Annotated in this window: 21 protein-coding genes; 2 read left to right on the plus strand and 19 right to left on the minus strand. The window is 47.2% G+C overall.

Annotated features, from left to right (window positions below; genetic code table 11):
* Positions 1-130: 130 nt before the first annotated feature.
* Both DXB44_RS04040 and DXB44_RS04045 read right to left on the minus strand, forming a co-directional pair.
* Positions 131-1,087, minus strand: coding sequence for a hypothetical protein (locus tag DXB44_RS04040; protein WP_118657826.1), 957 nt, complete (start codon positions 1,085-1,087; stop codon positions 131-133).
* A gap of 9 nt (positions 1,088-1,096) precedes the next feature.
* On the minus strand, positions 1,097-1,540 hold the full coding sequence (locus DXB44_RS04045; RefSeq protein ID WP_005936657.1) for a DUF4869 domain-containing protein: 444 nt from the start codon (positions 1,538-1,540) through the stop codon (positions 1,097-1,099).
* A 407-nt stretch (positions 1,541-1,947) separates the two neighbouring features.
* On the opposite strand from DXB44_RS04045, the gene DXB44_RS04050 reads away from it, so the two are divergent.
* Complete coding sequence (locus DXB44_RS04050; RefSeq protein WP_243111020.1) at positions 1,948-3,057, plus strand: hypothetical protein; 1,110 nt, start codon at positions 1,948-1,950, stop codon at positions 3,055-3,057.
* A gap of 71 nt (positions 3,058-3,128) precedes the next feature.
* On the plus strand, positions 3,129-3,305 hold the full coding sequence (locus DXB44_RS04055; protein ID WP_005920908.1) for a helix-turn-helix domain-containing protein: 177 nt from the start codon (positions 3,129-3,131) through the stop codon (positions 3,303-3,305).
* A gap of 100 nt (positions 3,306-3,405) precedes the next feature.
* Here DXB44_RS04055 and DXB44_RS04060 read toward each other — a convergent pair whose 3' ends face one another.
* The 17 genes from DXB44_RS04060 to DXB44_RS04140 all read right to left on the minus strand — a co-directional run bounded on the left by DXB44_RS04060 (position 3,406) and on the right by DXB44_RS04140 (position 19,159).
* Entirely contained in the window at positions 3,406-5,016 is a 1,611-nt protein-coding gene (locus tag DXB44_RS04060) for a hypothetical protein (RefSeq protein ID WP_118657828.1), read from the minus strand.
* A gap of 264 nt (positions 5,017-5,280) precedes the next feature.
* Positions 5,281-5,643 (minus strand): helix-turn-helix transcriptional regulator, encoded by a 363-nt coding sequence (locus DXB44_RS04065; RefSeq protein ID WP_118657829.1) that lies wholly within the window; start codon positions 5,641-5,643, stop codon positions 5,281-5,283.
* Between the two features lie 113 nt (positions 5,644-5,756).
* A complete protein-coding gene (locus DXB44_RS04070; protein WP_118657830.1) occupies positions 5,757-6,155 on the minus strand; it encodes an SMI1/KNR4 family protein in 399 nt (132 codons plus the stop codon).
* Positions 6,156-6,169: 14 nt separating this feature from the next.
* A complete protein-coding gene (locus DXB44_RS04075; protein ID WP_118657831.1) occupies positions 6,170-6,700 on the minus strand; it encodes an HNH endonuclease in 531 nt (176 codons plus the stop codon).
* The gene (locus DXB44_RS04080; RefSeq protein ID WP_118657832.1) at positions 6,700-9,906 is read right to left on the minus strand and encodes an ATP-binding protein; all 3,207 of its coding nucleotides are present in this window, start codon (positions 9,904-9,906) and stop codon (positions 6,700-6,702) included. The genes DXB44_RS04075 and DXB44_RS04080 overlap by 1 nt, the downstream gene beginning before the upstream one ends.
* On the minus strand, positions 9,899-10,297 hold the full coding sequence (locus DXB44_RS04085; RefSeq protein ID WP_158581872.1) for a hypothetical protein: 399 nt from the start codon (positions 10,295-10,297) through the stop codon (positions 9,899-9,901). The genes DXB44_RS04080 and DXB44_RS04085 overlap by 8 nt, the downstream gene beginning before the upstream one ends.
* A gap of 68 nt (positions 10,298-10,365) precedes the next feature.
* Positions 10,366-10,896, minus strand: a complete 531-nt coding sequence (locus DXB44_RS04090) for a hypothetical protein (RefSeq protein WP_118657834.1) — start codon at positions 10,894-10,896, stop codon at positions 10,366-10,368.
* A 12-nt stretch (positions 10,897-10,908) separates the two neighbouring features.
* Positions 10,909-13,173 carry a dynamin family protein gene (locus tag DXB44_RS04095; RefSeq protein ID WP_118657835.1) on the minus strand — a complete coding sequence of 755 codons (2,265 nt, stop codon included), beginning with the start codon at positions 13,171-13,173 and terminating at the stop codon, positions 10,909-10,911.
* Position 13,174: 1 nt separating this feature from the next.
* A complete protein-coding gene (locus DXB44_RS04100; protein ID WP_158581873.1) occupies positions 13,175-14,509 on the minus strand; it encodes a dynamin family protein in 1,335 nt (444 codons plus the stop codon).
* A 20-nt stretch (positions 14,510-14,529) separates the two neighbouring features.
* Positions 14,530-15,459, minus strand: coding sequence for a WYL domain-containing protein (locus DXB44_RS04105; RefSeq protein WP_118657837.1), 930 nt, complete (start codon positions 15,457-15,459; stop codon positions 14,530-14,532).
* Between the two features lie 164 nt (positions 15,460-15,623).
* Complete coding sequence (locus tag DXB44_RS04110; RefSeq protein ID WP_118657838.1) at positions 15,624-15,803, minus strand: hypothetical protein; 180 nt, start codon at positions 15,801-15,803, stop codon at positions 15,624-15,626.
* 176 nt (positions 15,804-15,979) lie between these two features.
* The gene (locus tag DXB44_RS04115) at positions 15,980-16,672 is read right to left on the minus strand and encodes a recombinase family protein (protein ID WP_118657839.1); all 693 of its coding nucleotides are present in this window, start codon (positions 16,670-16,672) and stop codon (positions 15,980-15,982) included.
* 142 nt (positions 16,673-16,814) lie between these two features.
* Positions 16,815-17,159: an LPD28 domain-containing protein gene (locus DXB44_RS04120; protein ID WP_118657840.1), complete on the minus strand. Its 345-nt coding sequence runs from the start codon at positions 17,157-17,159 to the stop codon at positions 16,815-16,817.
* Positions 17,160-17,270: 111 nt separating this feature from the next.
* Entirely contained in the window at positions 17,271-17,477 is a 207-nt protein-coding gene (locus tag DXB44_RS04125; protein ID WP_118657841.1) for a hypothetical protein, read from the minus strand.
* 19 nt (positions 17,478-17,496) lie between these two features.
* On the minus strand, positions 17,497-18,402 hold the full coding sequence (locus DXB44_RS04130) for an Rpn family recombination-promoting nuclease/putative transposase (RefSeq protein WP_118657842.1): 906 nt from the start codon (positions 18,400-18,402) through the stop codon (positions 17,497-17,499).
* Positions 18,403-18,467: 65 nt separating this feature from the next.
* Positions 18,468-18,824 (minus strand): DUF1071 domain-containing protein, encoded by a 357-nt coding sequence (locus DXB44_RS04135; RefSeq protein WP_243111021.1) that lies wholly within the window; start codon positions 18,822-18,824, stop codon positions 18,468-18,470.
* Complete coding sequence (locus DXB44_RS04140) at positions 18,806-19,159, minus strand: hypothetical protein (RefSeq protein WP_199680567.1); 354 nt, start codon at positions 19,157-19,159, stop codon at positions 18,806-18,808. Before DXB44_RS04140 ends, DXB44_RS04135 begins: the two co-directional genes overlap by 19 nt.
* Positions 19,160-19,240: the final 81 nt, after the last annotated feature.

Here is a 19,240-nt window from a genome sequence, read left to right on the forward strand (position 1 = left end):
AAGAGCTTTTATCTTCTTTGTCCTATCAGATTTTATTTCCGGGGAGACTTAATCGCAGCCTGGGCGGGTTCCAAAATTACAGAGCGCTCGGAGTAACGATGATACGTTATTTGTGAATTTCCAGTGTGTTTTACCCCATCTCCGCAATGATCTTCTCCAAATTTTCTTCCTGCAAATAGAATTCCGGCAGTTTTGCCTTGTCATACCGCATATAGGAAATGTCTTTCGTTCGCTGTTCCAGCAAGTTCGTGAAGAATCGCTCCCAGCTGAAGAATTCGCTGCTCTCGATGAAATCTGCCGGATGTTCCAGAATTTCAAGAACGTCCGGCTGTCCTAGCAAATCCGCTTTCAGAAGTAGCCATTCCAGCGATTCCGGCAGGTACAAGCTGAACTTTGTGCTATCCTCCTGCATCAGACGATAAATGTCGTTCATCTGCGGGCCAAACGCCGCACCATCCGCAATTACCAGAACCTTCTCGGATTTCATTGGGAAGATCTTTTGTTTGATATTATCTTTTCCTGCCGCAGAGATACAGACAATGCCGTATTTCTCACCGATTTTTGTAAACAGCTGATACCCGGAATTTGCATCCTCTGTCAGCAGCTTTTCAACACCTTCCAGCTGCACATTGCTGGCTGTCAGCGAATCATAGATCGGGTACGCTTTGTTATAAGTCCGTTTGAAGCGGCTCGTGGTCTTTTTTAGTTCCAGAATCGCGGTTACGCTGTACGGCAGGGTGCTCAAATCTTCTCTTGTGACCAGCACATAGTAGTTGTCCGAATGCTGAATCGCACGGGCAAAGTCCAAACTCGAAACAAAGGTACTGCCTTCATCCACAAACATGATGCTGTCATGGGTCGCATTCAGCTGCAATTCCCAGTTGACACCCGACAGCACCCGGCACGGTTTATCACAACTCACCGTCACGCCGCTCTGTCTGCCGTAGGTCTCGTATGCTTGCAGCATCTCTACCAGCGTTGTTTTTCCGGTGGCGCTGTCCCCTCGCAGAATCGTAATGTTCCGTTCCAGTTCGATCGTGAAAACGACCCGTCCGCTTCGGACTTCGATTTTATGTTTTCCCTTCATCCTATCGCCTCACACAAACTGAAATGCAATCGGCATCAGTTCTTCCATGCTGTGCACCACATCACCGGTGTTCAGGACTTTCACATCCACCGGGAATTTTTTCTTACCAAAGTCCATGAGGTGCCGCAGGTTGATGGTCAAGTCCTTCTTTTTCGCCAGCTTCAGAATGAAGGGTGCACAGTTGTCACCGCAAGTTGAGGCATTGAATACCTTTTCCGGGTCGTTTGCCATCAACAAAAGTGTTTTCGTGCCGCCGGACAGTTTTTCCGGCGAGATGACACCCAGAACCGGACTTTCCACCGCATGAGGGCCTTTGACATCGGACTTATCAATTTTCTTGATGACCTCTTTGGCAAAGTCAGAAGTCAGCCATTCATCCTCATAAGTGTAATTGAAATAGACCGAAGTATTGTAGACAGCCTCCGGCATATCTCCAAAGTAGATGTTCAGCATGGTATCACCTCGCAGATGTGAGTCATTTGCTATTATTGTACCTTCTTTCCACTCACAAAACAAGACACAAAATGCCCGCTGGCTCTTGATAAAGAAAACCAGACCTGTCTGATCGGACGAAAACCATCCCAAATGTCGAAACTGGATTTATTGCAGTCTGTAATGATTTTTCCATTTGTCACAATGAAATTGAAGGGCAGAGATCGAAAATACACTACCTTTGATCAAATCGCCCTATAAGAAATCCCAAAAAGCAGTTTATTATCATCCTATTAGATTTCGATCTATGGATAACAGTGTCATAAATCACCAGATAGAATGCTATGCGTTTTTATAGTAGTTGTTCCTCCTGATCAATTTCTATTTGATTCATAACATCCTGATAAATCACAAAATGAGGTGTTTTTATGGCAATGGCAAAGAAGCTCCCACTTTTAGCACCTTCCATTCATACGTTTGAAGTGAATGGAACGTATACCGATTGCGAAGCGAAGCGCACTGTATTTATAGCAATTCAAAAAATGGTATCCGCTGGAAAATACTATCGGATTCCGTATCATGGCTCCTCGAAAAAAGGCTACTCTTATAAAAGAAAAGATGGCGGTTTGACCATCACATTGGCAGATTATCCAGATTTTAAGAAGCGATACATAACGTTATCTGGTGTGAACCTCGCTCGGATCGCAGGTGATCCATCTCGTTTAAGTTTAACAGACTTATCACCAGAAGGTTTGGTCATGCAAGAGCAGGCATTTCTGGATGAATTGGAGCAGCTTGGACTCCTTGAAATTGAGGATTCTGTTAAATGGAAAATGCATCGGTTGGATATTACACAAGACTTCTATGTGAAATGCGATCCCTCGCTGATGGTAAAAATTATTCGCTATGCAGGAAGCGTTGACCCGTACAGAAAAGGTCGCGCACTACACTATAACCAGCACAATGAGATCCGAAGCTGTAAATTTGAAAAAACGTGGTACGGTTTTGCACTCTATGACAAGCATCAGCAGCTCTTGAATTGTAAAAAAGAGAACTATCCGATTTCTCCAGATGATCTGGAACGCTCAAAAAATCTGGTTCGATATGAAATTCAATTAAAGCGCCCCAGTCTGAAAGAATTTGAACACGATAAGTTGGAATCGAAATCTTCAAAGTTCCAGTTTGAAAATCATGCGCTGTTTCATTATTTTGACAAAATCAGCGATGATATTCCGCTCTTTCTATATCGGTATGCCGTCGATTATTTTGGCAAGCATTCGTGGTATAACGTCCCAACTGCCCTGAAAGCCGTACAAACGAGCAACCTTGATGACGATACCAAGGAACTTGTCGCTGCGTACATCGAAGCGCAGGATGAGCCGGAACTGACCGATAAGATACATCATAAAAAGAAAATCGCAAAGGCTTTGGAAAAATTAGAGATCAACGACGTGGTCATCCCTTGTCGCATCCTGAACGATCGTCAATGCGGCAGATTTCCATGTGCGCCCTTATGCACAAGGGTACAAGGGCTTTGAGCGAACAAAAAATGATCCGTGCAAAACAGAACGAAAATTCACCATAATCACAAGAATGGAGTTGATTTTCAATGCTAGACAACTATCCCGATGTTCTGAGCTTCCGGCAGGTCATGGAAATTACGCATGTTGGCAGAAATCTACTGCTTCGTCTTCTGAACAGCGGCGAAATTCCCGCCTTCAAGATGGGAAAACTCTGGAAGGTTTACAAACAAGACCTGATCCAGTATATGAGCCAATGTCAGTGAGCCTTATCTTTCGTTTGGGGCAAAAAGAATCCCGTTGGACTCCGCAATAGGAATCCAGCGGGATTTAATCTTATTGATTTTTAATGCACTTGCTCGTTACTTAGTTGAAGATCATGTCCGCATTATTCTTCTCTGCAAGAGCAAGAACTTCATCTACATAATATCCGGCCTCATCATCTGTTTCCATTCCAGTCGGCGCATTATTATAGATACTATCATAATCCTTCAAGCGTTCACTTCCAAAAATGCCCTCGTAAAAGTCCAGATAATCGCCAAACTGTTCCCATGCAACCAGATAGCCATATCTTCCCCAGCACCGATATACATCGCTATACATTGCGTCTTGCCATGCCGAATAAAAAGCATTCTCTCCGTAGCTCCGGAACTCTGCTTTTTGTTCTTCTGTCATATTTCCACTTGTATAATCACCGATAGAGATATAGATATCTTCAGCCAGACTGTTTTGGTGGATCTCATATCCAGTGCTATCAGACTCTGTCTGATTTTGTGTATACTCCTCCGGTTCATCGTATACCGTACTTTCTGCAACACTCACCGTTTCGCTCTCAGGTTCTGCCATGCTGACGCTGGAAGATGAATCCGCAAGAGCATCATCCAGTGCATTTTCCAGTTCATCGAATGCACTGTCCAGCGCATTGCTGCTGGCAAGGCCGTGAGATTCCCGGTAGCTGTCGTTCAGAGCTGAGATCACGCCAAGCTGTTCCAAGGTATTCATGGTATCGCCGTTCCATGTCATCCGGTCGATGCCAAAGGTTTTATCGCTGTTCAGCTTGAAATAAATGCCAATCACGATCTTCTCACCGGTCTGCGTATTCTGCCCGATGCCAGTATAGCTGACATAGGTCACGCCGTTCTGCTCGTAGTTGTCCCATTTGCCGTCCGCAAAGAAGTCATCCAGCACTTCTCCCACGGTAGCTTCCGACGGGAACACATTCAGATAGCTGTCCGAGATACCTTTGGAGCGGGCACTATCCGAATAGAGCGTGGTATAGAGCACATACGCCGCGAATGCAACAAATGCTGCTGTAATCGCCAGTTCAATGACCAGAGGCATCTTGTGTGCGCCGAACAGCTTCCGGACTGCTGCCTTTTCTTCTTCCACCTGCTCCGCAGAAATTTTTTCAGGGTACAGGATGGCGATCACCTGCGACAGCAGAACGCTGCTGAAAACTGCATACAGATATTCTTTCTTACTGCTTTTGGACGGTTTGGTCAGGATGGTCATTTTCAGACCATCGGCTGTGTTTTTCAGCTGATAGGTACCACGCTTTTTGCTGTAAAAGGTCACGGCATCCGCAGTATCCGTAACCTGTTCAACGTCCGGGTTGGCAAATCCGCGGCGGATGCGGTCTACAGCTTCTTCCCAGCTCATTCCTTCCGGCAAAGGAAGCTGACCTCTGTCATGCTCCGGGCCGTATACTTTTTTGTAGATATCATCCCGGAAGCCGAAGTAGATCACTGCGGCGATCAGAAGCCCCAAAAGGACGGATACCGCTCCGGCACCGGTTGCAACACCTGTCACCACGCCCACAACGAACCCCAGCAGCAGCCAGATCTTTAAGGAATCCAGCGCAATGCTTCTGCGCGCAGCTGCGGTAAACAGCGGATGAAAGCCGCTCAGATTTTTGGATTTTCCTTTGGCTTTTTTAGCTTCTGCACTACCATCATAGATTTCAAATCGCTCTTTCATGGTTTTTTTCCTCCCATCTCAATGGATGCGTAGCCTTTTCCGTTCGGAATGATTCGATTGAATCATTTTGATGCTTTTATTATAAAGCGTTGATTGGACACCAATATTGTCCATCCGGCAAACTTTCATTGGGATTTTTCTATATAGCCTTACATAGAAAAACCGCCCCGGCTTCCTGTAACGGAAACCGAGGCGGTTCGTTTACTTTATGGGTGCTTTTTCAAACACTTAATGCCTACCAACTGGCATTCAGTTTTTGAAGTTTTAGTCATATCTGTATTTAGAGGACTTTCCGTACACCTTCCGGAGCGATTTTTTCAGGTTGACCACCGTTTCTTTGATGATCTTTGCCTCATCGGCAGAGCAATCCGCAAGCTGTTCGGTCATCCAGCTGTCGAACACCGGCTTTGCTTTTTTGATCTCGATGCACAGCAGCTCATCCGCGGAGCAGTTCAGTGCGTTGATGATGTCGATCAGCGTTTTCAGGCTGGGCACGGAGTTTCCTGTTTCGATATGGCTGATGTGCGTGACCACCACGCCGACCTCATTGGCCAGCTGTTCCTGCGTCATGCCCTTTGCAAGGCGGCAGGCACGGATGCGTTTTCCGATGTCGGCGTAGTCCACCATAATACAAGTCCCCTCCGTTTTGTGAAGTGATACTTGTATTGTATGTGCAATTTGAACCGTTTGTAATGTCCTAAAAGTGCAGTAGACTTTTAAGAGACTCTCTTTTTAACTTTTTAGTACAGGTTCTCGATGAATTGCTTCAGATTTTTTCCTGTAGAGGTTACATCCTCTGTCTCATGATCCCAGAAAACAACCTCATTCTTATCCAGCGCGTAACAAATATAATTGCCAAACGGATCGATTGCAAATGGAATCAGTTTCTTATTTTTGATTGCATCCAATGCCGGATACACACGATCCGCTTCTGTTTCCGACTCATCATATGAGAGCACGGCACCAAACACACGTTCTGTCGAGCCCACCATAAAATGATAGTTCGACGGTGTTGCTGCATTATGCTCTTCAATAAACTGCCTTAATTCTTTGGGAATACGAATTTCTCGCAGCGTTTCCACCTTTGCAAATGCCTGCGGGTCTTTTAAATCAATCTTATATTTCCATGCATTTTCCATTTATCACACGCTCCTTATCTGCACTCTGAGCCGCCGCCCCAGACGCTCCGGCCACCGGTATGGCGGCATTTACTATGTACATCTGAGTCTATCAACTGCATCTGTCCAGGATGCTCTGTATGGTGCCATGTCAAACCGGATATCCTAGGTTCGCCGTTCTTGATTTGTTCCAGCTGACGAGGCGTAAATTGCTTAGCAAGTGATGGGTCTTGTTCAATTTTTTTCGCCAATGCTCTTGTGCAATACGAAAATTGTTGATCGTCAGATGCCTCGTATAGTTTTCTTGGTAGCACCTCTCTGTCTTTTCCTTCAAATTGAGGAAATACCCCCTCAATTTTTTCACCGTGATACTGAATACGGACACGCTTGTATTCCACATTCGTTCCGGGGTAGGTTTTTCCTTCGTACTGCTCATTGATTGTATGAATGCGTTTTACTTCCTTCGCATCTGCTTTTTTATCATTTTCAAATGCAGTACTGGTCTTCTTCTTTTCCGTCTCAGAGGTTTCGTTTGCCTCTGCAACTTCCTTGAAATAATTGCTCATTACAGCACCTTCCTTTTGCAGAAATCCTGCCACTGCGTCAGGTATGTTTCAGGACGGCCAAAACGTTCTATCTGCTCGCGTAAGATCAATTCTCCTATCTGGTTCTGCACATTGCGGCTCAAATCCGACAATTCCACATTTCCAGAATAGACGATCACATCACGCCATTCTTCAATGGATTCTACGTTGTCCAACTCTTTTTCCACTACAGATGTGCAGACCAAATCATACACTACAGCTTGAATATCCTTTTGCGTACACCGGCCATTCTTCTGCAGTGCTTTTAACGCTGCGATTTTTGTTTTTGTTGGAACTGGCAACCGCAGCAAAATTTGCCTCAGCTGCTGTATATTTAGCTCCAACGATTCTCCTTCTTCTTTTTTCAAAAGATTTTGCAGCAAGAGCTTTTCACCCGATGCAGTCTTGATATTATCCAATGTCCGTTTGTGCACATACGGCTTTTCTTCACCATCGAACTTTCCAATCTTGCACAACACCGGCTCAACCCAATCATTTTGATATACAACCGCCACACCTTTGGGCAAACGCGCAATTTCATCCAGCTGATTTTCCTTCAACGCAGCAGCCTTACCGGCCAGCTGACGATCCTGCTCGTCCGGCAGACGCATGATGATCTTCGTATTGGTGTTGCGGATCGCTGAAATATCAACCGCACTCGGAGACTGGTCTGCAATAATGAAGCCCTCGCCGTAAGTGCGCATTTCTGCAATAGAGTTTGCAATCATCTCCACCGATTTTCCCGCTACATTAGAGCCCTCTTCTGATTGCTCTGTAGAAGTCCGGCGCAGAATGTTGTGTGCTTCTTCCAGCACCGTAACATGACGCAGCGGAGCGTTCATTTCCGTGCAGGAAGTCATCCGATATTCATTCAGCCGCATAATAAGGATGCCCATGATCAGCGCTTTAGATTCTGCCGAACCGACCCGGCTCAAATCTATAATAACATTTTCATCAAACAGGATCTTCTCCAGAATTTCATTTGCCGAGAAGATCTGCCCGTTCAGTCCATTTGCCAGTGACCGAACACGGGTCTCCAATGAACCACGATAGTTGCTCTTGACTTCCTGATCGTAGGCAGAACGATTGATCACATCCACCAATTCCGTCAGCAAGTCTTGAAAGGTCGGGAACAGTTCTTCACTGTATTCATTCTCTGAGGTCTGCAAATCCCATCCGCATACTTCATAGGCCTGCAGCATGGCGTCCTTGAGAACCGCGGGCATTGCCGCATACATCGGCCAGCAGACATTGAAGATCTCGGTCAGACGGTCGATGTGCTCCAGTACATGGATGCCCTCCGGGAAGCGGAACGGATTGATCCGCAGCAGTTCTGTGATCTTCGGGTTTGTGCCATACACATGAACATCCGAACGGTTACCAAACACATTCTTGTACTCGCCCTTGGCCGGTTCCACGACCATAAAATTTACGCCGCCGGCATCCAGCTGGCTGAGTATTTCATACACGGTATTGCTCTTGCCGGAACCTGTAGAGCCGGTTACAAAGGTGTGCATCGCCAGACTATTGCGGTTGAGCCGTACTGTATTTTTGCAGACACTGCCCATATTGAAAATCTTGCCTAGCAGAAGGTCTGCGCCTTCTTCCTTCTGGTTATAGGAGACCACTTCCTTGCCAAAATCTGCGTGCTCTACCACCGGAAGTCCGCACACCGACCGCCGAGGCAGCCCCATGTGGATCGCCAGTTCGTTGCCGCTGACCAGTGAGCAGGGGGTCACCTGCAAGCGGCCAGCCGGGCCGTTATACCAAAATACTGGGTGGATAAAGTTGGCAACATATTGCCCTACCTGTTCTGTCTGTTGCTGTCCCTGTCCCCACAGGTTAATCGCAGCCACCTCTACGCCAGAGTTTTCGCCGCGCATCAATGCTTTATAGGTAGCTGCCGCCATTTCTGCCGCATACTGATCCTCTGAGGTAAAGTACGCTGCGCACTCAAACATACCCAGGCTTTCAAATTCATCCATGCGTTTCAGCTGCTTGTTAATGCGTTCCAGCATATCTTCCACAGTTTTGTTATGCATGGTAACCGTCATGCCCTCGCCGCTGCTGTTCGTGGTGCCGTTTGCTTCCGTTGTGCTTTGGTTGCTGCTATCCGACCAGTTTTTGCTGGAGCTGTAGGTCTTGGAATTGGTTTCCGACTGCGATGTGCCATTGCTTTCGCTGCGAGAGATAAACGAGCCCGCCATTCCGACTGCACCGGAAACAATACCGCCTACCGCCATACTGGCTCCGCCTGTAAATGGTGCCAGCGCGGCTCCGACGAGTGTAGCCGCTGCTGCTACGCCCTTAACTGCTTTAGCCGCTGCATTCTCCTGCGAAACGCTGTGAGATGTGCCGGACGAGGTACTTTCGCTTTCCGAGGTGGATTTTGATTTTCCTTCCGTATGGCTGGTTCCGCTGGTGTTGGAAAGCGTATAGCTTTGCGCCCGGTTCTGGGTATAATTCACCTGCGTACTTGCAAAGGAGGAAAGCTGGCTGTATACGGTCTCGTACCCGCGGCGCAGTTCGCGGAGCTGCGCCTGCGTAGTGCCATTGGCCATGATGATCCCTGTATATTTTTCGCCCTGCATGGAGAGCACCAGTTTTTCCAGTCCCTGTACAAAGTTAGCATTCGTATGCTCCTGCTGGAGTTTATTATTGGCCACACAGGTGACTGCCGCAATGCTATTTGTCTTGATCCGTCCCAGAACTTCCTGCACTTCATCCAAGGTGTCATAATCCCGTGTTTTCACCCCGGGGAACTGCCCCTTGAGTGTTTTTTCCACCAGATTCTTCAAAGAACTGGTCGTTCGTTCTTCGTCCGATGCACGGATGCCCATGTAAAAATCCGTTTTTACACCGTCGCTGTTGATGATCACATACACAGCGCTTTCGGTCAGCGCTAGCGTATTGAACACGCTGGCAAACTTGTGGACAGCTTCTTCCTCTTTTTCGTAGACCATTTCGGTGATCTTAAAAAAGTCCACATTATCCCGGATATTATTTTTGAGCGCTTCCTTATCCAGCGGCACGATCTCCATCTGCGACAGGTCTGTGACATAATTTTTCAGGATCATGTCATCCACTGCACATAAGGCCGTCTGATAGTCATGGTTCAGCTTTTGCATCGTAATGCTTTTTTCGCCGACATTCTGCAAGGCCACAGTATTCTGGTTTCCTTCATCCATTTGCACAACCTCCGTTCTTCAGGAAAAACGCGGCCACAAGGAGCATAATCACCACAAGTACCACACCAGCTGCCACCCAAATACCGCCGGACAGCTTGCCCCGCTCCGGTGCGGACGTTTCCGTCCGTTCTGTCGGTGCAGCAGTTTCCGCTTTTTCTCCAAACAGCGCCGCTGCCATCTTTTTCAGCAGCGCCACCCGTTCTCGTGAAAAATTGCCGACGAGCTTTGTCATCTGTTCATTGAAATAATTAGCTGTCCACTGCTCCGGCTGGTTTAGCAAGGTCTCTTCATCATGTGCTTCATACAGTTCCGGCACGCGCTCTGCGGCATACTGCTCCATCTTGTCAAACGTATCGCCGGTTTTGTCCAGCAGAAACGCATCCTTGAGCATAATGCGGACCCGCAGCCGGTTTTTCTGCTCAACAGCATCTGTAAACTCTTTCGTAAATTTCATAGCTCTCACCTTTTTGTCGGCAGATTGTCTTTATACTGTCTGACTGCATTCAAAATACGGTTAGCCGCCTTTTCCATGTCATCCACATCTTTCTTAGTCCATTTCCTTCCTGCTGCTTCGGTGTGCTCAAGTACCTCTTTGATATTGTCGCCTTCAGTTCTCATAGTGGCAAGTGCTTCGCCAATTGAATCGTTAGAGGCCTTCCACTTGATTATCGTCTTACCGTTTTTGTTTCCCTGTGCGCCAAGTACTGTTTTTGTCATCGAACGCAAATTTCGGATTCGATTTTCTGAGAAATTATTCATCAGTTTTGCAAGTTCATCGTTCAGTGCAGCACGATTCCATTCACCGGAAAATCTTTTCATAGCACCGCCATCATAAGGTTCCATGAGTTTAAGTCCATTATCTTTCGCATACTGGAGCATCTCGTCCACCAGTGCACAGCTCGGGTCTGTCACAAAAGCGTCTTTGATCATGATCCTTGTACGGAGAACATTACGGCTTTTTACCGCCTCTTTAAATTTCGGAGAAAGCATTTTTCCACCTCCTCAGATATCCAGAATCGCATTCAGCTGGTTCTGGACATCCTCCAGCCATGCCTGCTTTTCCTGCGATTCCTTCAAGCGCTTTTCAGCATTTTTCTTATCGTCAACGCATTCATTCAGTTCGTCCATCTTTGCCCGCAAAAGACGATCCAACTCATCAAATTTCAGTGAGAACTGTCGTTTTACTTCCCGGGTCTGCTGCTGGGCAAACCGAATCGCATTTTCACGGTTCATGAACAGGTTTTCCTCAATGGGCGCAAAGAACTGCTGTGCCAACTGGTTTTTATCAATGAAAGTCCGGTCTTCCATCACATCCCTCCAGTGGCCTTTTTTCTGGAGCCAGGTCCACGGCTTATACCACCGCTTGCTGGTATTTTCCACCCACTCTTCGTCCACTTTGACCTGTTCTGTCTGAGACAGCTGCGTGATCAACTCCGACACATTGGAATTGATTGCACCGGACATCAGGCTGATCGGCGCAATGTTTACACTGCCCACTTCCAGATCTTCTGCCAGATCCGAGAGCCTTTTGCGGTATTCTTCCAGCAGCTTTCCGGCATTTTTCTTCACATGGTTCTCGATCAGGTTTTCCAGTTTTACCTGCATATCCTCCTGCAGGTTCTCAGCGAACTGAGCAAACTCTGTGCAAAGTTGTTCTGCCTGTTCCGGGCTGAGTTTTTCTTCGCCCTCTGTCAGTTCCGTTGTAATTCGTTTCTGTGCCTCCTCAACTGTACGGTTTGCTTCGCGCTGGATCTCCTGATCGTAGTTGATTGCCTGCACCTTCTGCTTGAACGCTTTCGCAGTCTCACCATCTTCCAGCTTCTGCTTGATCTGCTCGATCTGCTGTTTGTACTCTTCCGCCCGGTCGCTCTGCTCCACGATCTCCTGCTTGACCTTTTCCATGGCATGGGCACTTTCCAGATTTGCGGTAAAGGTATCCACAATGTTCTTGATCTTTGCCGTCTTGGCGTATTTCTGCACATACATACGGATCGCAGCTTCCACCGAGGGGATTCCGCAATGGATCAGCGCTTCGCCCTTAGCGTCCTTGGCTTCTTTTGCCGCAGCCAATTTCTGCTCGATCTGATTGCGGACGGAGGGTGTAAGCGGTGCCATCGTTTCAAAGTGCTTTTCTTCCTGCTTATTGAATTTTTTCACTCTACTCATAGCATCTTCGACATCATCCTCGTCCGCATCAGGGTCTGCCAGCAATGTGCGAATTTCCAGTGCCGTTAATGCCGATACCGGATAAATATTGGGGTTCTCGATACCGTGGTTCTTCAAGATGGTTTGTGCTTTTTTCAGTGCAGAAGGAACACTGTCCTCTCCCTTTTTGAATTCATCCAGCTTGTTCACCACAAAAATAAATCGATCGCGCGACTGTTTACCGCCCGTTTTCATACTCTCAGCCACTTCGCTCAGCAGGATGTTATCATCATCCACGCCAAGCTGCGTTGCATTCATGACATACAGTACCAATGCCTTGGAAGATTCCGAAAGCATTCTTCTGGTTGCGATCCGGTGGGAGGGGTCGCAGGCATTGTTGGGACCCGGCGTATCGATCAATACCAGCGATACATCATCAGCCGGTACAAAGGGGATATTTCCCTTCGCGCGCACTCTGAACGCCTTACTTTCCTTCTTGTTCAGTTCGTTCATTACGCCCAGCGTAAGGTTCTCATAACGTCCGAGCAGTTTACCAGCTTTATCGAAAGCCTCTGCCGAGAAGCAAGGCTGGTCATTATCATGGATCTCCGTGATTTTAGCTGTACACGCCTCATTCTTAGCCGGCATTAGTTTCTGCCCCAGCAGCGCATTGATCAATGTAGATTTGCCGGAGCTCATGGTCGCTACCACGCTCACCTCAAAGTCGCTGCTTTTGGCCAGTGTGAATGCGCGCTTGATATCCGGCGTTTTCAGTTCTTTAAAGGGACCGTTCTGAATCTCCTGAAAGATCCTGTCAATGCTGGCCTCCTTATCTGCCACTTCCCTTGCCGGTAAGTGCTCCAACGAAATGTGAAGGCCGATTTTTTCTGCATCAATTGCCATTGCCTCCACATCTTCATAGTCCGGGTTCGTACCATGAAATGTAAGCTGATACTCCGTATCGCGGCACTCCTCCTTCAGGATCTCCGGCATATCCTCAATCCACTCCTGCAAACGGCGATCCTTTACCTGTAGACGGCTGTTGCGCTTGGGTGTCACGTCATCCACAAGAATTTTTGTTTCGACCTTGTAAGGATTGTACTCAAGATAGATTTTTCTCATTTTACTGCTCCTTTATATGATAAATCATATTTTCCAAATTCAAAATGCCGGAATGCAGCATCAGCTGCTCTGCCTCACTGCAATCAGCAGGCAAGTCAGACCCTGCGCTCTCTTTCGGATAAAGGACATCCAACCGGAATGCATCACGTTTCAGCTTATGTGCCAGACGTTCCATGTCGTCCGCTTCTTCTTCCTCCATCGGCTCTCCCCAATAGGCCTGCTTGGCCAGAAAAGCCGCATATGCAGATACCGGCACCACACAGGGAGATTGGAACCCGACCTTTTCCAATTCCTTCCGGGTAGTTTCCAGTGTTTGCCGGATCGAGTCTTCATTTTTACGGTAGGAATCTACTTTGTTGATTACAAACAGGATCCGGCATCTGCACTGCTCCTTAAGGAAGAGTAGATGCTTTCTTTCATCGTCCGTTCCGATTGCCTGTCCATTCAGCACACAAATCACCATGTCAGGGTCTGTTTCCCGAATCAATTTTTCCGTGATTATTTTATGTTCTACGTTATCCGCAGAATTCACACCCGGCGTATCAATCAGCCAAACCCGGCGTGTTTCTGGAAAACATGAACGGAAAAACGTACCAACAGAAATATATTCCGCCTGGTTGTCCACGCTGTCATTCATCAGGTCTTCCAGACCGGCATTCAGATTCAAGGCGCCATCCCATTCATAGCTGAATCCATCCTCATACGGTTTATTAAAAATAGAATGGATCTTTGCAGTGCAGGCTTCGTTCTGCGTTTTGTTTACTTTTTTGCCTGCAAGCGCATTCAGAAGAGTAGATTTTCCGGCACTCATCGTTGCGGTGATCAAAACTTTTATCGGAACCTGCTGCTGAAATGCCCTGTTTTTCGTCCAGCAGTCTCGGAAGTATTCAAGTTGACTGATACCTTTCAACGAATTTTCTGCTCCATACAAAAATTCAAAAACTTCTCGCAGCTTTTTCCGATATCGCTTCTGGTACAACGCTTCCAGCTCCGCAAAGATCTTTTTGCCCTTTTCCCTGTCCGAAAATGCTGCTATAAAAATGCAATCTGCCAGCAGGCAATACCGGTAAGAAAAAAACTTGAACGCACGGAATTTAGTTGCAGTCGCCACCTTCAGGTTCTTCGGCAGTCCTCTTTCGGTATGTTCAGGTTCTTTTCCATCCAGCAATACCGAACGATACAGCGTTAAAGCTGCATTGGCCCAATCATCTTCTGTAGAATACTTACGAACCACATAGTCCAATACCCAAAGGTATCGCTGCCGGTATCCTTCCTGCTCGTTTTTTATTGGGTGTTCCTGAAGCATCTGTGCCACAGAAAGGCGATCCAATTTCATATTCTCACTCTTTTCCATTCTTAAAGTACCTTTACATAGTCCCCCTGACTACGTATCCACATCTGGATACCCGTGCCAAACACCTCCGCTTCCACGACCCAGCCCTTTTCCGTTACCTGCAAAACCTTTGCAGTGGGCAGTCGGTCAAGCACCGATTCCAGACTAGGCCCAGTATACTCGAAGCGGATGGTCTGCAATTCACCACCGTACATAAACTGGATGCGCTTCCGCATCTCACCTTCCTGAAAGCGGTTGACATACCGCTGTGTGAAATGTCGGTCAAGCGTCTTATAGCTCTGGATACGGTCAATTCGGTAAATGGTAGGTGAGTTATCCTGTGGGTTCTTGAAGTGCTTATCCTTGTCGATGCCCTCGATGAACGCTGCCAGATAAAAATAATACTCACTGAACAGGATGCCAACCGGCTCAATAGTGCGCACACGGGTCTCGCCGTCATGGGTGCGGCAGTAGGTAATTTCCATAACATTGTGATTTTCTACTGCCGTACCGATCTCCCACAGGCTCTCGATGAACTTCCGGCCGTGCTGCGGCTCAACGTAATGGAAACGCTCATTGCTGATGAGGCTCTTCACCTGATTCAACCGGTCCAGCGGGGTGCACACCTGCACCAACTTGTCCAGAATGGGGAACATCTCCTCCTTGACCATGGAGCGGCTCTCCAGCAGGATCTTGCACACTGCCAGAATCTCGCTGCTGGTGAGGAAGCGTGAAAGCGTGTCATCCAGCAGATAGCCGCCCTTTGCGGAGTTGTATAAGATCTCCCGGCGCGGCTCGCTGTCTGCAAAATGATTGCGCAGGGTGTCAAGGTCGCGCTGGATGGTTTTCTCACTGACACCGAAGCGGTCAGCCGTCTGCTGTTTGTTCAGCACACCGCCCTGTACCAGCACCTGTTGGATATAGAGTATACGGTCCAATCTACTATTACGCACAGTTCATTCTCCTTCTCTGCTCATTGTAACACAGTGCAACAGCAGTCGCAATTCTTTGTGTGATTTTTGTCGTTTTACAGAATTACAAAAAAATTTTTGTCTCTTTTGCACAACTCCAGTATACAAAAAAAGATGGACAAGCAGCCTGTCCATCTTCTAAAAAGTCAAGGTAGACTATTCTTAAATTGCCAACCTTTTTTGAAGCGATATGCACTGTTCATCAGCTCGTCTGTGATTGTGTAAAGCGCCCGGCGTGGCGAACCATATCCGCCAATCAGCCCAATCACAATTGTAAGATTCAGCACAAATGCAATGCTCAACAGTACCATCAAAAATTTTTTCATACGCTCTTCTCCTTCTGTCTTATGATTCCGTCACTTTTCTGCCCTCATTATACAGATTTGGCTGGACGGTATGGTTGTCCATCCTACACAAGCCACAAAAAAGGAACACGGCATTCTCATTTTGAATGTACCGTGTTCCTTCTGTCCGCTTTTGCAGCACTTCTTCTACATAGAAGTCAATCCTTCATTTCAGCGTCCTCCCGAATCTGACGCTTATATTTATAATAGGTATTCCGGGCAAGACCTGTGAGTTTCATGCACTCGGCATCGTCAAGTGTGCCGCCAAAGGTCTTGCAGTGGGTGCGGATGATCTGCTTGGCTTCTCTGGATTTTTTCGTTTCAAATCCAGTACCCTTTTTCCGGCCGATCTGTTTTCCGTTCAGCTTCGCTGTCACAAGCCCCTCACGGGTGCGCTGGTGCAAGTCGGCAACTTCTTTTTCGGATTGATCAAAGGCCAGCTTGATCTGCTCCTTGGCCAACGCCATCAGATATTCATTGATGCCCTTCAAGATGAAATCCACATTTGTCCCTGTCATGGCGATGCTGCCGGACAGGGCTTTTTTGTAGGTTTCGGTGTCGATGTGGTGCTCTCTCAAGAACACCAGTCGGATACCCTTGTGGTAGAGGTCTTCGTACAAAGAAAAACCTTCTTCTGCATTTCTGGACATCCGGAATACTGAATCGAATACCACTATATCACCAGATTTCAAAATCCGATAGAGCTTCAGCCACTCCGGGCGAAAAATGGATGTACCGGTGTAAGCTTCCTGCACGATATGGGCAGTCGGGTATTCTGCCTTGATGTTGCGGATCTGGCGGTCAATGCTCTGCTTTGCCGTAGAGATGCGGCAATAGCCATAGATGCTCATAACTCTTTTCTTTCTGTATCAAAAATGCCGAACGTCATTTTAGCGTTGCCGATTTGCTGACGCACCTCTCTCAAATGATAGAGAATTTGATACTCTTTTACCTCTACGGCATTTTTAATACTTTTCCGGCACAAGTTTTCTGTCATTTCTGCTTCACATAGGTCTTTATAAATTCTTCCACTGTGACACATGGCTTTTGATTTTTCTCTGTTCCTCCAAACGGAGCATAATTCCAGTCCGTTTCCTCGTCAATATATCGCCGCCCATCGTCCAGCGGTTCCGCAAGGATGATGGTGCCCCAGTGGTTGACCATCACAAAGGGTGCGATCTCACACGGGATGCCCCGGCACTCATTGTCGTGCCGGACATCGTAGGTGTACAGACCATCCGGGACAGTATCTCTCTTGATGCGGATGCTGGTGAACAGCGCAGGCTTTCCGCAAACCGTAATTTCTTCGTAGTGTTCGGTCATTGCATGAAAGGTCATAATCTGTCTTCTCCTTATATAAAGAAGCAGGACAATCCACACGGACTGCCCTGCAAAAGTAAAGGGAGAGCATCCGAAGACGCTCCCCCAGTTGTACATATAATTTTTTTCTTAGCTGATGCCGAATTCTTTCATCAGCCGAGTGCGATAATCCTTATCTTCAGAAGCCTGCTTTGCATCTTCGATACGGTTCTGATCGAACAATTTCTTCATCAGTAAAGCCAGCGTATCTTCGCCTTCGATTTTGCCTTCAGCCTTGCCTTTTGCAATGCCTTTCGCAATGCCACGGTTTTCCACTTTATCAAGCACATCGCACATATTGTGTGGGCCTCCGGTCTTATCGAATGCCAAATTCTTTTATCAACTGATCGCGGTACACTTCATCTTCAGAAGCCCGCTTGACATCATCAATACGGCCTTGATCGAGGAGTTTCTTGACAAGGAGAGCCATTTGATTTTTGCCTTCAATTTCACCCTCAGCCTTACCTTTCACAACGCCTTTTGCAATGCCTTTTTCAATGCCTCTGCTTTCCACTTTATCAAGCACATCACACATATTGCGTGGGCCTCCTTTCTGGCCATCGGTATTTGTATTGTACGCTTCCTCAAACCGATTATCATTCGTCATAATACTCAGCAGTTGAAGCGTTTCCTGCACATGAGTCAAATCCTGTGAACTCGGAATATAGTCGCCGTTTTCCCGCTTCTGTACAAAGTAGTCTGCAACGACCTTAAAATCACTCCGGAAAAGCTCCACTTGCTCATGGGTCAAATAGGCAATCTGGAACAGATTGATCTTATAGTCGTTGATATACGGCTCAAACTCTTTGGGAATATTCAGCCGTTCCTTCAGGGACAGTGGGCCATTCCACGGTTTATCATGGCCGAAGTAGAGCACCAGCGTCACAACAGGATAAAGATTTTCGCTGTCGTTGAGCAGTTGCGTCCGATATTCTGCGCCATCATAGCCCATGACACGGAGCGGCATATTGGGATCAGAAGCGGTCTGGTTTTCAAAACCGATACAGGCCACGCGAATATTTCCGTTCTTCCAGCGTTTGGCAACATCTCGCTCAATTTCACGAATCTTGCCATCTGCCTTGTAGTAGGAGCGTGGAGCCTGATCTTCCAGTTCATCTGCAGACAGAACCTGTTTGCCGTTGAACAGAAGCACATTCACAATGTCCGAAAAGACATCGTTATAGGATTCCAGAATTTTTTCAGATGTATCCTTTTGCGCCATCCCATCACCTTCTTTTCTCCTGTTATTATAGTAGCATACAGATGTGAAATTTACAAGCATTTGCCTTATGCTACGTTCAATCTGGTGGCTTTGTAGCAGTCTGCGCACATTCCCTCATGGGTAGCTGCAAACTCTGCGGCCTGCATGATGGAGCCATCCTTCAGTTTGACCCTCTTGATAGGTTGATTGCACCGAGCACAGATGCACGGCACTGGTGGCTTTTCTTGCTTTTGGCTGGTGGATTTCGGCTTCGGCTGCTGTTGCGGTTCTGCCTCCGGCTGCGGTGCAGCATCTTCCGGCAAACCCTCTCCGGCATAAACGTACAGGCCCAGCCCAAACATAGCGAGGTTCTTCACCAAGCACCGCATGATAGCCTTATTCACATCGAACATGGAGGCTGCTTCTACGGTGCGTTCTTCCATGCCGATCTTTTCACGGCGGCGGGTCTGCGGATTGTAGTCTCATTTCGGGGTGGTGTAGGGTAATCTGTTGTTGCCTGCACAGTCATAGAAATAGTGCCGTCCGCTTCTTTTAAGCAGAGGTTCGCACGGTCTGCCTTATCTTCCATGACAAGGACAAAATCACCCACAACCGCCGTATATTCTGGAAATCCTGCCTTGCCTGTCTGGTGCTTTGACGCTGTTTTCAGTGCATCATTGATAGGAACAATATTACTGCCTTGTGTGTCTGCCTGAATGCCAGTTTCAACCAACAAATCATGTAGGTATAAGTCAAAATTTGCTTCTTTCTTTGACATAGTTTCGCGCCCCAACTTTCTGTATGTATTTTAGGTGCAAAATCCAAATACAGGAATATCATAAATCGGAGGAAATCTCAA

The organism is Faecalibacterium sp. OM04-11BH (assembly GCF_003482185.1).
Classification (GTDB): domain Bacteria; phylum Bacillota; class Clostridia; order Oscillospirales; family Ruminococcaceae; genus Faecalibacterium; species Faecalibacterium tardum.

Excerpts from the sequence above, each read along its gene's own strand:
- DXB44_RS04040 (WP_118657826.1), bottom strand. The coding sequence starts at position 1,087 with ATGAAGGGAAAACATAAAATCGAAGTCCGAAGCGGACGGGTCGTTTTC.
- DXB44_RS04045 (WP_005936657.1), bottom strand. The coding sequence starts at position 1,540 with ATGCTGAACATCTACTTTGGAGATATGCCGGAGGCTGTCTACAATACT.
- DXB44_RS04050 (WP_243111020.1), top strand. The coding sequence starts at position 1,948 with ATGGCAATGGCAAAGAAGCTCCCACTTTTAGCACCTTCCATTCATACG.
- DXB44_RS04055 (WP_005920908.1), top strand. The coding sequence starts at position 3,129 with ATGCTAGACAACTATCCCGATGTTCTGAGCTTCCGGCAGGTCATGGAA.
- DXB44_RS04060 (WP_118657828.1), bottom strand. The coding sequence starts at position 5,016 with ATGAAAGAGCGATTTGAAATCTATGATGGTAGTGCAGAAGCTAAAAAA.
- DXB44_RS04065 (WP_118657829.1), bottom strand. The coding sequence starts at position 5,643 with ATGGTGGACTACGCCGACATCGGAAAACGCATCCGTGCCTGCCGCCTT.
- DXB44_RS04070 (WP_118657830.1), bottom strand. The coding sequence starts at position 6,155 with ATGGAAAATGCATGGAAATATAAGATTGATTTAAAAGACCCGCAGGCA.
- DXB44_RS04075 (WP_118657831.1), bottom strand. The coding sequence starts at position 6,700 with ATGAGCAATTATTTCAAGGAAGTTGCAGAGGCAAACGAAACCTCTGAG.
- DXB44_RS04080 (WP_118657832.1), bottom strand. The coding sequence starts at position 9,906 with ATGGATGAAGGAAACCAGAATACTGTGGCCTTGCAGAATGTCGGCGAA.
- DXB44_RS04085 (WP_158581872.1), bottom strand. The coding sequence starts at position 10,297 with ATGCTCAAGGATGCGTTTCTGCTGGACAAAACCGGCGATACGTTTGAC.
- DXB44_RS04090 (WP_118657834.1), bottom strand. The coding sequence starts at position 10,896 with ATGCTTTCTCCGAAATTTAAAGAGGCGGTAAAAAGCCGTAATGTTCTC.
- DXB44_RS04095 (WP_118657835.1), bottom strand. The coding sequence starts at position 13,173 with ATGAGAAAAATCTATCTTGAGTACAATCCTTACAAGGTCGAAACAAAA.
- DXB44_RS04100 (WP_158581873.1), bottom strand. The coding sequence starts at position 14,509 with ATGAAATTGGATCGCCTTTCTGTGGCACAGATGCTTCAGGAACACCCA.
- DXB44_RS04110 (WP_118657838.1), bottom strand. The coding sequence starts at position 15,803 with ATGAAAAAATTTTTGATGGTACTGTTGAGCATTGCATTTGTGCTGAAT.
- DXB44_RS04115 (WP_118657839.1), bottom strand. The coding sequence starts at position 16,672 with ATGAGCATCTATGGCTATTGCCGCATCTCTACGGCAAAGCAGAGCATT.
- DXB44_RS04120 (WP_118657840.1), bottom strand. The coding sequence starts at position 17,159 with ATGACCTTTCATGCAATGACCGAACACTACGAAGAAATTACGGTTTGC.
- DXB44_RS04125 (WP_118657841.1), bottom strand. The coding sequence starts at position 17,477 with ATGTGCGATGTGCTTGATAAAGTGGAAAACCGTGGCATTGCGAAAGGC.
- DXB44_RS04130 (WP_118657842.1), bottom strand. The coding sequence starts at position 18,402 with ATGGCGCAAAAGGATACATCTGAAAAAATTCTGGAATCCTATAACGAT.
- DXB44_RS04135 (WP_243111021.1), bottom strand. The coding sequence starts at position 18,824 with ATGGAAGAACGCACCGTAGAAGCAGCCTCCATGTTCGATGTGAATAAG.
- DXB44_RS04140 (WP_199680567.1), bottom strand. The coding sequence starts at position 19,159 with ATGTCAAAGAAAGAAGCAAATTTTGACTTATACCTACATGATTTGTTG.